The organism is Candidatus Regiella insecticola LSR1, from assembly GCF_000143625.1.
Taxonomy (GTDB): Bacteria; Pseudomonadota; Gammaproteobacteria; order Enterobacterales; family Enterobacteriaceae; genus Regiella; species Regiella insecticola.
In genome coordinates this window covers 134789-146792 of sequence record NZ_GL379589.1, presented here as the reverse complement: position 1 = coordinate 146792, position 12004 = coordinate 134789, and the positions used below count along the sequence as shown (strand labels likewise).

Annotated in this window: 17 protein-coding genes and 1 pseudogene; 1 reads left to right on the top strand and 17 read right to left on the bottom strand. The window is 45.2% G+C overall.

Annotated elements, in window-relative coordinates; all coding sequences use genetic code 11:
- Positions 1-146: 146 nt before the first annotated feature.
- The 6 genes from REG_RS01065 to REG_RS01050 form a co-directional block, all read right to left on the bottom strand.
- Positions 147-605 (bottom strand): ERF family protein, encoded by a 459-nt coding sequence (locus REG_RS01065; protein WP_006704141.1) that lies wholly within the window; start codon positions 603-605, stop codon positions 147-149.
- Positions 606-668: 63 nt separating this feature from the next.
- A complete protein-coding gene (locus tag REG_RS01060; protein ID WP_006704140.1) occupies positions 669-1100 on the bottom strand; it encodes a transposase in 432 nt (143 codons plus the stop codon).
- A gap of 169 nt (positions 1101-1269) precedes the next feature.
- The gene (locus REG_RS12935) at positions 1270-1410 is read right to left on the bottom strand and encodes a hypothetical protein (RefSeq protein ID WP_176603359.1); all 141 of its coding nucleotides are present in this window, start codon (positions 1408-1410) and stop codon (positions 1270-1272) included.
- A 14-nt stretch (positions 1411-1424) separates the two neighbouring features.
- Complete coding sequence (locus REG_RS12460; RefSeq protein ID WP_141553580.1) at positions 1425-1715, bottom strand: hypothetical protein; 291 nt, start codon at positions 1713-1715, stop codon at positions 1425-1427.
- A gap of 94 nt (positions 1716-1809) precedes the next feature.
- Positions 1810-2103, bottom strand: a complete 294-nt coding sequence (locus REG_RS11685) for a hypothetical protein (RefSeq protein ID WP_006704759.1) — start codon at positions 2101-2103, stop codon at positions 1810-1812.
- Between the two features lie 28 nt (positions 2104-2131).
- Positions 2132-2485, bottom strand: coding sequence for an IS630 transposase-related protein (locus REG_RS01050; protein WP_006704139.1), 354 nt, complete (start codon positions 2483-2485; stop codon positions 2132-2134).
- A gap of 322 nt (positions 2486-2807) precedes the next feature.
- Here REG_RS01050 and REG_RS12930 point away from each other — a divergent pair, with 322 nt between their 5' ends.
- On the top strand, positions 2808-3035 hold the full coding sequence (locus REG_RS12930) for a hypothetical protein (RefSeq protein WP_039906866.1): 228 nt from the start codon (positions 2808-2810) through the stop codon (positions 3033-3035).
- A gap of 53 nt (positions 3036-3088) precedes the next feature.
- Here the strand turns inward: REG_RS12930 and REG_RS01040 are convergent.
- The 11 genes and pseudogenes from REG_RS01040 to rpmD form a co-directional block, all read right to left on the bottom strand.
- A pseudogene (locus REG_RS01040) lies at positions 3089-4021 on the bottom strand (IS5 family transposase).
- Between the two features lie 300 nt (positions 4022-4321).
- The gene (gene recJ / locus REG_RS01035) at positions 4322-6052 is read right to left on the bottom strand and encodes a single-stranded-DNA-specific exonuclease RecJ (RefSeq protein WP_006704138.1); all 1731 of its coding nucleotides are present in this window, start codon (positions 6050-6052) and stop codon (positions 4322-4324) included.
- Between the two features lie 252 nt (positions 6053-6304).
- Positions 6305-6685 (bottom strand): 50S ribosomal protein L17, encoded by a 381-nt coding sequence (gene rplQ, locus REG_RS01030; RefSeq protein ID WP_006704137.1) that lies wholly within the window; start codon positions 6683-6685, stop codon positions 6305-6307.
- Positions 6686-6717: 32 nt separating this feature from the next.
- Entirely contained in the window at positions 6718-7725 is a 1008-nt protein-coding gene (locus REG_RS01025; RefSeq protein WP_006704136.1) for a DNA-directed RNA polymerase subunit alpha, read from the bottom strand.
- Positions 7726-7750: 25 nt separating this feature from the next.
- A complete protein-coding gene (gene rpsD, locus REG_RS01020) occupies positions 7751-8371 on the bottom strand; it encodes a 30S ribosomal protein S4 (protein WP_006704135.1) in 621 nt (206 codons plus the stop codon).
- Positions 8372-8401: 30 nt separating this feature from the next.
- Positions 8402-8791 carry a 30S ribosomal protein S11 gene (gene rpsK / locus REG_RS01015; protein WP_006704134.1) on the bottom strand — a complete coding sequence of 130 codons (390 nt, stop codon included), beginning with the start codon at positions 8789-8791 and terminating at the stop codon, positions 8402-8404.
- A 17-nt stretch (positions 8792-8808) separates the two neighbouring features.
- Positions 8809-9165 carry a 30S ribosomal protein S13 gene (gene rpsM / locus REG_RS01010; protein WP_006704133.1) on the bottom strand — a complete coding sequence of 119 codons (357 nt, stop codon included), beginning with the start codon at positions 9163-9165 and terminating at the stop codon, positions 8809-8811.
- A 150-nt stretch (positions 9166-9315) separates the two neighbouring features.
- Positions 9316-9432, bottom strand: coding sequence for a 50S ribosomal protein L36 (gene rpmJ, locus REG_RS10970; RefSeq protein ID WP_006704132.1), 117 nt, complete (start codon positions 9430-9432; stop codon positions 9316-9318).
- 453 nt (positions 9433-9885) lie between these two features.
- A complete protein-coding gene (secY, locus tag REG_RS01005) occupies positions 9886-11217 on the bottom strand; it encodes a preprotein translocase subunit SecY (protein ID WP_006704131.1) in 1332 nt (443 codons plus the stop codon).
- Between the two features lie 7 nt (positions 11218-11224).
- Positions 11225-11812: a 50S ribosomal protein L15 gene (rplO, locus tag REG_RS01000; RefSeq protein WP_006704130.1), complete on the bottom strand. Its 588-nt coding sequence runs from the start codon at positions 11810-11812 to the stop codon at positions 11225-11227.
- Between the two features lie 3 nt (positions 11813-11815).
- Entirely contained in the window at positions 11816-11998 is a 183-nt protein-coding gene (gene rpmD, locus REG_RS00995; RefSeq protein ID WP_006704129.1) for a 50S ribosomal protein L30, read from the bottom strand.
- Between the last annotated feature and the right edge of the window lie 6 nt (positions 11999-12004).

The following is a 12004-nucleotide window of genomic DNA, read 5'->3' as shown; positions in this document are numbered from 1 at the left end:
CCTTCTCTAAGGTGGCTGAGTGGGTGAGATAAATCTCGTGAGCTTGTTGTGCTAAATCAGGCTGCTGGATAAGCAGCTGACACAATCGCTGATAGGCACCCTGTAAGGCCACCTTATCCTTGCATTGCGGTGCCCAATGCGTGAAATCATTCAGGTATTGCGCCGGGGTGCGTGTCGCTTTTTGGCGTCAATGCTTGCCTGAGGCGCTCTTCTTGCTGCTTGTAGGCGTCGGTATCAGCATCTTTGGCATCATCAATGCCGAATAAGCCATTGAGGCAATATTTACGCGCATAGGAGCTGGTCGCTCCGGTCAATTGCGCAGCATCCATGCCTTTTTTGTCCCGTTCTTCCGGTGCCAGCGCCGAGGCCTGAATCGAGGTTTCACCGTCCGTGAGGGTCGCGGTGGCTTTCACATAATAGCGATCCCCTATCAAGACGATTTCATCACTGATTGACAAAAATAAATCGCCCAATAGCAGTTTAATGCCTTCCAAAATATCTTCACAGCTGCGGTAGCGGTATTTACCAAAGGTATTGTATTGATTCTTTGGCGCATTGAGTTGGCGCTGGAGGGCGCTCACTTGTTGATAAAAGGTTTTACTCATGATGGTAGTCCTCCTTTTCTTTACCCTGTTGTAGCAAATATAGCTTATGCGGTATAAATTGATTTAAAATAAAGGGTCAGAAAACAAGGTATCGATATCACATAGTCGCTTTCTGCGAAGGGCTTTAGCTTGAGCCCATTTGTGCTCAATGGGATTCATGTCAGGAGAATACGTGGGGAGATATTCGAGAATAAAGCCAGCTTTCTGTATAGCAGTCTGGATGTCTTGGCGTTTATGGAAGCGCACATTATCCATCACAAGGACTGCCCCTGGAGGGGATTTTGGCAGTAAATCTTGGGTGACCCAGGCATAAAAAATATCGCTGTTGATATGGCAGTCGAAGGTACAAACCGTAGTTAATTTTCCGTTAAGCTGTGCACCAATGACATTAGTACGTGCTTTGGCATGGCAATCGTGTTGGCCGTAACAGCGCTTCCCTTTCACTGAATAACCATAAAGACGCGGCATATCATGAGCAAAACCGCTTTCATCCACGTTAGCCCTGGAGCTTAGTCTGAAAATCTTTTCGAGCTTGGACGTCGGCTTTGGGGGGATAAAATGTTTTTTTTATAGCTAAAACCCGCCCGCTTTAAGGCATCACAGATACCCCTGGCACTCACACCCCGGTAATTGTCAATGTAGTTGTCGCCCAGGATGTAAAATCCTAGGCTGCTTTTTTGGCGTCTGGTTTCACCTTTTTTTCTCTGGATTTTTGTGGATTTAAATGGACTTCTTTCACATACGGCCACTGACGGATTTGACCTGCCCAGCGTGTAGGGTTTGCAGCGCGTGCCTTTTCATACACTGTGTTACGCTGAGCTAATAGGGCTTTATCAAGGCCTGCATGTCTTTGTGCAGGTGTGACAAATTCAATGGCACTGTGGCGATGCTCTTGATTATACCAGTGCACCACGTGTTCGACCCATGCGCGGGCGTCTTGAAAGTGGATTCGGAGGCGAAATAGAGCCCTTCATCAGCCAACATCGGCACAATTTGACTCGGGGGTAAATGAGCAAATTTGGCCGAAGAGGTTATTTCCAGTAGCTTAGCCCGCTCACAGGGTGAGAGTTTGTGGGGCGGCGGCGCTGTTCGGCGCGTTCGGCCATCCACTTGCTCGATAGCTTTCTGCCAGCGCTGTAGGGTTCGCGTGCTTAGCCCAATCAGGAGACAAGCCTGTTGTTGCCGCGCTCCGGCCTGCGTTGATTCAGTAATCTACATCATAATAGACTGGCGCTGTTCGGGAATAATCATTTTTCCTCTTACTGCGTTGTGTTCGCTTCGGGTCACAAAAATCCGCGCGCCATTGCTTCAGGTGATGAACAAAAATACCCTGCCCCCTGCACCAAGAGGCGAGTTCACTTTCTGCTAAACAACTTCTTAGCTTCCTCGGCGGCACGTTAAGTTCATCCGCAATGGCTTTCATTGTACGCCCATTCCGATGATAAACCTTACACAGCGCCTGCTCTTTAAACTCTTCCGAATACGTCGGTTTTTCCATGATTATATCGCCTCTTTATTAGTTCCCATTAACGAAAATTAGAGGCGACAACTAGACTGACACTGGGGGGGGATAAAATGTTTTTTTTATAGCTAAAACCCGCCCGCTTTAAGGCATCACAGATACCCCTGGCACTCACACCCATCCGTGGCGCCCGCTCGTGCTGAGACGCGTCAGGGTAGGTTTCCACATCCAGAATCAACGCCGCTCTGTTTATTTTGGTAGCGGGTTTATTACGCGTCAAACAAGGCTCCAGGCGTTTCGCCCATCGCATCAAACTGGCACTTCCTACACCAAAACGGTCGGCGGTTTCAGCATAAGTGAGGGCTTCTTTCTTTTTGAAAGCCAATACATGTTGACGAAATTTTAAGGGATAAGTCATTTTGGTATTTATAGGTCAATAAATCATTTCGATATTGTACGTCAATTTATAACACCTAAGCCATATTTACCGCGTTGGCCTCATGAAGATAAACACCGCTACCAACAACGTCTTGCGGTAGCTACACTCCTGCCCGCTTACGAGGAAACGCTGAAAAATAACCTGGGGCGGGTATTTTCTGAGCCGACGCAATTAAGTGAGGCCACACCCGCGGTGATAGTCGATTACTGCCAAAATATGGATTTGCAGGGCAACCGGCTGGATGTGTGGGCACAGGCGCGTATTTTAGCCTGGCACTGCAATACGGCGTGGCGCGCATGCATTGGCTGATTATCCTCGCGTGGAGGCGTTGAAAACCCGTGCTGAGGAAAAAGCCCGCGGTGCTCGCCCCTATGCGGTGTTGATTAATCCGCGTCAGGTGATTGGCTGGCAATCAAGCCATTCAGAGGGTCAGTGTCAATTGACGGAATTGCGCATCAAAGAACAGATTGTGGTCGAGACTGCGCCCTATGGAAACCCTGAAAAACCGATAATGAATGCTATATTTTGAGCTAATAGCGTTAATTATTAACGTCATATGGCTTAGGCGGTATCAAGGGTCAATTAGGGGCGACAAAACAAAATTTTTCTAGCGAGAAAGAGATTGGTCAAAGCAAATAAGCTGAATAACTGCGCGGTATTTTTTGCCAAGCCCTTGTAGCGCACTTTTCTAAAGTTGAACTGACATTTTAACACCCGAAAGGGATGTTCAACCTTAGCCCGGATTTTCGCGTTGAGACTTTGCTGATGCCGATGTTTTTCCCATACCTGCTGCCCCTGCCCCGGCAAGGCCAATACCCTCCATCGGGGGATGCGCCAGGTGACCACGCGATGTTGATGTTCGCTGAGTCGCATCACGCCTTTATAACCGGCATCACCATGAACAACCTCTTCTTGGCCGTGAAGAAGGTGATGAACTTGCGTCACATCGGCTACATTCGCCGAGGCTCCCACCAGGGAATGCACCAGCCCCGTCTGTGCATCCACGCCAATATGCGCTTTCATGCCACAGTAGCACTGATTGCCTTTACGGGTGGCTTTCATGTCTGGGTCACGAGTATTTTGCCGGTTTTTAGTTGAACTGGGCGCATGAATAATCGTAGCATCGACAATGCTACCCCGTTTGATAAATAGCTGAAGCGAAGCTAAATGCGTATTAACTTCTTCAAACAGCGTTTCGCTTAAATGATGTTTTTCCAGCCAATGACGAAAATGCAGGAGAGTGGGATCGGAGGGAATGGCATCGACACATACCCCAGCAAATTGACGTAATAAGGGGATGTCGTATAACGCTTCTTACATCGATAAATCAGCATAATTAAACCCATTCTGTAAAAAATAAATCCGCAGCATCACTTCTAACGGTTTCGCCGGCCTGCCGCCTTTAGGGCTTGCCTTGGGGTAATGACGACTGAGTTTGGCCAGCATTTTTTCCCAGGGAACTATCCTATTCATTTGCGCTAAAAAGTCGGCTCGGCTCGTCGATTTCGTTTTCATTTCACTATTAACCTAAAAAAATTATTAATGACAGAATAGATTACTTTTATCGGTTCTTCAGGGTTTCCATATAGAGCCTGTTCGAAATTTTTTGTGGCTCGCTGAAAAAAATTTCGAACAGGCTATTAGATCTGTTGCGAAGGCGAGCTATACCCTTCGCCTTTCAAGTTACGGCGGCGTTGGCAGCGATCACTCATCCTCTGTCATGTATCGATTTGATTGATTACCACCTTGCCGTAACTCGAAATTCATTAGGTATATTAACTCCCTTGATTTTTTAACCATACTATTTTTGTGCGGTCAAACAGGCCAAAGTTGTTGTACTAACAGCTGCAATTTTCTTCTGCCCTTAAATTCATTAATATCTAATTTATAAGCCAGATTTGCTGCTACAGTGGTGCTATTCGGCCATAATTTAGTATCAATATTGAACGCAATGCCATCAAGTAAAGGCCCCCCTAACACCGATTGCAATATTAATTTTAGATGCTGTTCACCGACCAATCGTTGTTGCAAAATGCGAAATTGACCATCAAAAATCGGCTCAGGAAAGGCTTGACCCCAAGGGCCGGCTTCACGCAATAACTCCGCGGTTTCTTGTGACAATTCGTCGATAGAAAGTTCACCATCAGACCAAATGACCCCTTCAAGCTGGGATGCATCCAAGCATTCGGCAACCAAATCTGCAAAGCGCTGACGGAATTCTTCAAATTTATTTTCTGCAAGCATTAATCCTGCCGCCATTGCATGACCGCCAAATTTTGATATCAGTCCAGGGTTTTGTGTATTCAGCTGCTCTAATACATCACGCAAATGTAAACCCATGATCGATCGGCCAGAGCCTTTTAACATCCCATCGCCGGCAGGCGCGAAAGCGATAACGGGGCGATGAAAGCGTTCTTTAATACGGGATGCTAAAATGCCAACGACACCTTGATGCCATTTTTTATGGTACATAGCAATACCATAAGGCAGTATGTGATCTGGATCTTCTAAGGCATTACACAATGCTAATGCTTCTAATTGCATCCCTTGTTCGATTTCACGCCTTTCCTGATTGAGAGTATTTAGCTCCTCCGCTAATATCCGGGCAGCGAGGGGATCGTCGCTCAGTAACAACTCAACACCAATCGACATATCATCTAAGCGCCCTGCCGCATTGAGTCGTGGACCAAGAAAAAAACCTAAATCACTAGCGACTAAATTTTTGGCATCCCGCTTAGCGACATCCAATAAAGCTTGGATACCAGGTCGGCATCTTTTGGCACGGATACGGCTCAAACCTTGATGTACTAAAATACGATTATTACTGTCCAATGGAACCACATCCGCCACCGTGCCTAAAGCCACTAAATCGAGTAATTCAGCTAAATTAGGTATCGGTAGTGTTTTTACTGCAAACCACCCTTCATTTTTGAGTCGAGCACGTAATGCCAACATCAAATAAAATGTCACCCCTACCCCAGCAAGAGACTTAGAAGGAAAGCAACAATGTTTTAAATTGGGATTGATGATAGCGTCGGCGTTGGGTAAAGTTTCTCCTGGCAGATGGTGATCCGTCACGAGAACACGTATCCCCTTTTGGTGCGCTAATTCGACACCGGCATGAGAAGAAATGCCATTATCTACCGTAACAATCAATGCTGCATTTTGGCGGGCTACGCGCTCTACTATCATGGGGCTCAGTCCGTAACCTTCTTCAAAACGGTTAGGCACCAAGTATTTCACATCCTTTGCCCCCATACTGCGCAGTGCCAACACCGCCAACGCAGTACTGGTGGCACCATCAGCATCAAAATCTCCGACGATAACGATACACTGACCTGTCTCCATCGTCTGTTGTAATAGATCGACCGCGGTATCAATTCCAGCTAATTGCTGCCATAACAGCAAACCTTTGACTCCCCGTTCTAACTCTTGTGTTTCTTTGACACCACGCGAGATATATAAACGACGCAATAATGGCTGAAGTTGAGGAAGATACTCCCTCAGTTGCACATCACGACGGCGTAGTTGAGTTTTCATGATCATTGGTTTTTACCGTCATTTTTTGCGAACTTGTATTATCCTGAACATTTTCAGCATTAAGGCATATTTAGAGATTAGAGAGATTTAGGTGAAAAAAATATGATTTTTGCTAACAACAATAGAGAAGTCTCGGCTTTTTCGGCCGCCTCCTTAGGATGTCGAGGATGTCAACTGGTTACCCGTATCATCCAGGACATAATAAAAAACTGGGTTCACCCGGCTTTTTATTTATTCACAGAGCAGGTCATTTACAGATTATTCCGCAAATTCTTCTGCTGGACGATCAACTAATTCAATGTAAGCCATAGGAGCGTTATCACCCGCCCGGAAGCCACACTTTAAAATACGAGTATAGCCACCAGTCCGATTTGAAAAGCGTGGAGCAAGCTCAGTGAATAGCTTGGCCACTACCTCATTATCACGAGTGCGAGCGAACGCCAAACGACGATTAGCTACACTGTCGCTTTTTTTAGCAAGAGTCACTAATGGCTCCACCACACGACGTAATTCTTTCGCTTTTGCCAAAGTCGTTTTGATGATTTCATGACGCACCAAAGAACCTGACATGTTAAGAAACATAGCTTTTCGATGACTACTGTTACGATTTAGTTGACGACCACTTTTACGATGGCGCATAACCTTATCCTTTTAAGTAAAACTTTAACCTACTATTTATTCTGGCTACACTGATCAGCAATACTAGCTGGTGGCCAATTTTCCAAACGCATACCTAGCGACAGACCATGCACAGCCAGCACATCCTTAATCTCAGTAAGAGACTTTTTACCCAGATTAGGCGTTTTTAGTAACTCGACTTCTGTACGCTGTACTAGATCACCGATAAAGTGGATGGCTTCAGCTTTAAGACAATTAGCAGAACGGACAGTTAGCTCCAAATCATCAACAGGACGCAGCAAGATGGGTGGGAAGTCGGGCGCTTCTACTGAAGTTTTGCAAGTATTAACATTATGACTTATGTCGACAAAAGCGGTCAGTTGTTCAGAAAGAATAGTCGAAGCGTGGCGAATAGCCTCTTCAGGATCAATCGTGCCGTTGGTTTCCATCTCAATAATCAATTTATCAAGATCAGTACGATCTTGGTAGCGTGTTGCTTCGACATTATAGGCAATTCGCTCTATAGGACTATAACATGCGTCTACTAATAAACGACCAATTGGACGTTCATCCTCTTCCCCATGAACACGGGTAGAGGCCGGCACATAACCCCGCCCACGCTGAACCTTAATCCGCATATTAATAGATGCAGATTTATCGGTTAAGTGGCAGATCACATGCTCAGGCTTAATGATTTCAATCTTAGAATCAGAGGTTATATCCGCGGCAGTCACAGGGCCAATGCCAGATTTTTCCAGCGTAAGAATAACTTCATTTTCTTTTTCCTGAACTTTCACTGCTAGCTCTTTCAGGTTCAGTAATATGCTTAGGATATCTTCCTTTACACCTTCTTTTGTGCTGTACTCATGCAGCACGCCTTCAATTTCAACTTCAGTCACCGCGCAACCCGGCATCGATGAAAGCAAAATGCGTCGCAGTGCATTGCCAAGGGTATGACCAAAGCCCCGCTCTAATGGCTCAAGGATCACCTTAGCGTGCGTTTGACTGATTTTTTCGCTTATCAGGCTTGGTTTTAGAAACTCTTTCACAGAACCCTGCATTGTGTCCTCTCTTTGGTACTAAACTTTACTTCGAGTAAAGCTCGACGATCAGGTGCTCATTAATGTCCGCAGGCAGATCAGTACGTTCAGGCAGACGCTTGTACACACCTTCCATCTTAGCAGCATCGACTTCCAGCCAGATAGGCTTTTCCCGTTGTTCAAATAGCTCTAGAGCAGCTCTGATACGAGATTGCTTTTTCGCCTTTTCACGGATGCTGATTATAGCATTCGGTAATACCTGATAAGAGGCGATATTAACAACACGTCCATTTACCAAAATACCCTTATGGCTCACCAGTTGGCGTGATTCAGCGCGAGTGGCACCAAACCCCATACGGTAAACTACATTGTCTAGACGCCCTTCTAGCAATCCCAACAAATTCTCGCCGGTATTACCTTTTAAGCGAGCTGCTTCTTTATAATAGTTACGGAATTGACGTTCAAGAACACCATACATCCGGCGCACTTTTTGTTTTTCACGTAATTGCACGCCGTAATCAGATAGGCGCGGCTTATGTGCACCATGCTGACCAGGTGGTTGATCAATTTTACATTTACTATCAATCGTACGAACACCCGATTTTAAAAATAAATCCGTGCCCTCACGACGGCTCAGCTTGAGCTTAGGCCCTAAATATCTTGCCATTTTCTTTCTCCAACAAACCTGAAAACAGCGTCATACACGACGCTTTTTGGGCGGACGACAACCATTGTGGGGGATCGGAGTTACATCAATAATATTAGTGATGCGAAAACCCGCGGCGTTCAATGCACGGATCGTGGACTCACGACCAGGACCGGGTCCTTTGACCATAACTTCCAGATTCTTGATACCACAGTCTTTGACACTTTCAGCACAGCGCTCTGCTGCCACTTGAGCCGCAAACGGAGTAGACTTACGAGAACCACGGAAACCAGATCCCCCCGACGTTGCCCAACCCAAAGCATTACCTTGACGATCCGTTATGGTAACTATAGTGTTGTTGAAAGAAGCGTGGATATGAGCCACACCGTCGGATATTTGTTTTTTTACACGCTTACGTGTCCGAGCTGCTGGTTTTGCCATTTATTTAATTACCCCGATTATTTCTTGATCGCTTTACGTGGACCCTTGCGAGTACGGGCGTTAGTCTTCGTGCGCTGCCCACGAACCGGCAAACCACGACGATGACGTAAGCCACGATAACATCCAAGGTCTATCAAACGCTTGATGTTCAGGGTAACTTGACGACGCAAATCACCTTCTATCGGGTATTTGGCAACCTCGTCACGCAGCTTGTTAATTTCTTCTTCAGAGAGTTCACTGATCTTCACACTTTCAGCAACACCCGCGGCTCCACAAATTTTTTGTGCACCAGTCTTACCGATACCGTAAATCGCAGTTAATGCGATAACAGCATGCTTTTGATCAGGAATGTTAATGCCTGCTATACGGGCCACTATGCACTCCTATTATTTAATTTACACCACAACGTCATGCTGAAAAGCCCGTTTTCAGGATACTCAAACGACGTTGTAGTCACAGATAAAAGATTGTCTGGCCAATCTTCTAGCCAGCTGAACCAACATTGCAATAAAATTACACAAAAATCAGCCCTGACGCTGTTTATGCTTAGGCTCGGCACTGCAAATTACGCGCACAACACCGAGACGCTTAACAATTTTACAGTTACGGCATAACTTCTTGACGGAAGCACGAACTTTCATTTTTCTCTCCGCGTTAACTTCTTAACTAGCTTGACATCCTCCCCGTAATAGAATGATGGGGATTCCTACAGAGCTCAGATCGAGATCTGATTCGCTTAGTGAGTTCCTGCTTCATCGAGCGCCCTAATCGCGCTGACTCTCCACAGGCTTAAAGTCTCATGCCCTAAGAGCCTATTCGAAATCTCTTGTGCTTGTTGATACTTCGTCAAGAACGAGCTCAAAATGCTCATTTACCTTATGTAAACCGCACTTTTTCGCCCATTTTTTCCTTGTCTGAGCGGCGCTTAAGAAGATTTGGAATAGACTCTTAGGTACTAATTGCAGTCATAGCTATGCTGAAGCTTTAGCCGTTAGTCGCCGCATTTTAACACAGATTAGTTGAAAAACACTGCTTTATAGCCCGCTGAAGGCTGAGGTTTTACGACATACCGGATAATATTCAGACACTCTTGACTAACGTTTATTACCTTTCAGGTTTGCCTTTTTTAAGGCAGACTCATACTGATTCGACATCATCAAAGTTTGCACTTGAGCCATAAAATCCATAATGACAACAACGACAATCAGCAGTGACGTACCACCAAAATAGAAAGGAACTTTCATGGCATCACGCATAAATTCCGGGATTAGGCAGATAAAAGTAATATAAATTGCACCGATTAAAGTAAGACGGGTCATGACTTTATCAATGTATTTCGCCGTTTGTTCTCCCGGCCGAATTCCTGGTACAAATGCTCCTGACTTTTTCAAATTATCCGCTGTCTCACGAGGATTAAATACTAAAGCAGTGTAAAAGAAACAGAAGAAAATAATGGCAGAGGCATAAAGCAGCACATAAAGAGGTTGCCCGGGTTGTAAATAAATCGAAATCGTTGTCAACCAGTTCCAGCCCGTACCGCCACCAAACCAGGAAGCAATTGTTGCTGGGAACAAAATAATACTAGAAGCAAAAATAGCAGGGATAACACCAGCCATATTCACTTTCAACGGTAAGTGAGTACTTTGAGCCGCATAAACACGACGACCTTGCTGACGTTTCGCATAATTGACCACAATACGCCTTTGACCACGTTCAATGAAAACAACAAGAAAAGTGACTGCAGATACTAATGCTGCGACCAACAGCAGCAATAGAAAATGCAGGTCACCCTGCCTTGCAAGCTCAATAGTATGCCCTATGGCAGACGGTAGCCCCGCTATGATACCAGCAAAGATGATGATCGAAATACCATTGCCGATACCTCGTTCAGTAATCTGCTCACCCAACCACATGAGAAACATCGTTCCAGTCACTAAGCTAACAACTGCGTTAAAATAGAAAGCAAAATTGGGATCTAATACCAAACCTTGCATACCTGGCATATTCGGTAGTCCAGTAGCAATCCCAATTGATTGGAATATCGCTAATACTAAAGTACCATAGCGAGTATATTGGTTGATTTTTCGACGACCCGCTTCGCCCTCTTTTTTTATCTCAGCCAATGTTGGATGAACCAGCGTTAACAACTGGATAATAATTGATGCCGAGATATAGGGCATAATTCCTAATGCAAAGATAGAAGCACGACTGAGCGCACCACCAGAGAATATGTTAAACATTTCAATGATAGTGCCTCTCTGTTGTTCAAGCAATTTAGCGATCACAGTAGCATCGACACCAGGAATCGGAATAAAAGAGCCGATACGGAAAACAATAAGCACACCGATAACAAACAACAGTCTGCGTTTCAGCTCACTCAATCCGCCCTTAGCACTTTGAAAATCTAATTCCGGTTGCTTGGCCATCTGCTAATTATCCCTCAATTGTGCCATCAACAGCTTCATGTTTACAGTCAATAACTTCAATTTTACCGCCGGCAGCTTCTATAGCAGCACGAGCACCTCTAGTCACACGTAAACCACGAGCACCTTTAGTCTCACTTACACGAAGAGTAACCGGGAAATTAATTTCACCTGAAAATATCACTTTTGCAAATTCGATATTAACACCAATGATGTTAGCAGTTTTCAGTATATTCAAATCTATTATTACATCACTAGGATATTTAGCTGCTGTAACAACGGATTCGGTGGCATTAGAGGCTTGAGCTGCTCCAGCAGAAACGGTTTTTACAGCAGCATCGGTCACTTTAATCAATTCAGACAAACGAACTTCTGCCGTTACCATCGCCTTACGAGAAGTGAAGCCAAACTTTGGCAAACGACGGTACAAAGGCATCTGACCACCTTCAAAACCACGACGTACACCACCACCGGATCGTGAATTTTGACCTTTATGACCACGGCCACAGGTTTTACCTATGCCAGAACCAATACCACGACCTACACGCTTCGGTGCATGTTTGGCACCTTTCGCTGGAGACAGAGTATTTAAATGCATAGACTACTCCCCCTCAATTTTAACCATATAGGAAACCAAATTGACCATACCACGTATAGCTGCAGTATCCTCACGTTCTACAGTATGACCAATACGACGCAAACCTAAACCACGGAGGGTCGCTTTATGCTTAGGCAAACGACCGATAGCACTGCGAGTCTGAGTTACTTTAATAGTCTTTTCCATGGTTTA

What these genes read in the sequence shown, in the direction of transcription:
- REG_RS01065 (WP_006704141.1), bottom strand. Translation starts at nt 605, where the DNA reads ATGAGTAAAACCTTTTATCAACAAGTGAGCGCCCTCCAGCGCCAACTC.
- REG_RS11685 (WP_006704759.1), bottom strand. Translation starts at nt 2,103, where the DNA reads ATGGAAAAACCGACGTATTCGGAAGAGTTTAAAGAGCAGGCGCTGTGT.
- REG_RS01050 (WP_006704139.1), bottom strand. Translation starts at nt 2,485, where the DNA reads ATGACTTATCCCTTAAAATTTCGTCAACATGTATTGGCTTTCAAAAAG.
- recJ (WP_006704138.1), bottom strand. Translation starts at nt 6,052, where the DNA reads ATGATCATGAAAACTCAACTACGCCGTCGTGATGTGCAACTGAGGGAG.
- rplQ (WP_006704137.1), bottom strand. Translation starts at nt 6,685, where the DNA reads ATGCGCCATCGTAAAAGTGGTCGTCAACTAAATCGTAACAGTAGTCAT.
- REG_RS01025 (WP_006704136.1), bottom strand. Translation starts at nt 7,725, where the DNA reads ATGCAGGGTTCTGTGAAAGAGTTTCTAAAACCAAGCCTGATAAGCGAA.
- rpsD (WP_006704135.1), bottom strand. Translation starts at nt 8,371, where the DNA reads ATGGCAAGATATTTAGGGCCTAAGCTCAAGCTGAGCCGTCGTGAGGGC.
- rpsK (WP_006704134.1), bottom strand. Translation starts at nt 8,791, where the DNA reads ATGGCAAAACCAGCAGCTCGGACACGTAAGCGTGTAAAAAAACAAATA.
- rpmJ (WP_006704132.1), bottom strand. Translation starts at nt 9,432, where the DNA reads ATGAAAGTTCGTGCTTCCGTCAAGAAGTTATGCCGTAACTGTAAAATT.
- secY (WP_006704131.1), bottom strand. Translation starts at nt 11,217, where the DNA reads ATGGCCAAGCAACCGGAATTAGATTTTCAAAGTGCTAAGGGCGGATTG.
- rplO (WP_006704130.1), bottom strand. Translation starts at nt 11,812, where the DNA reads ATGCATTTAAATACTCTGTCTCCAGCGAAAGGTGCCAAACATGCACCG.
- rpmD (WP_006704129.1), bottom strand. Translation starts at nt 11,998, where the DNA reads ATGGAAAAGACTATTAAAGTAACTCAGACTCGCAGTGCTATCGGTCGT.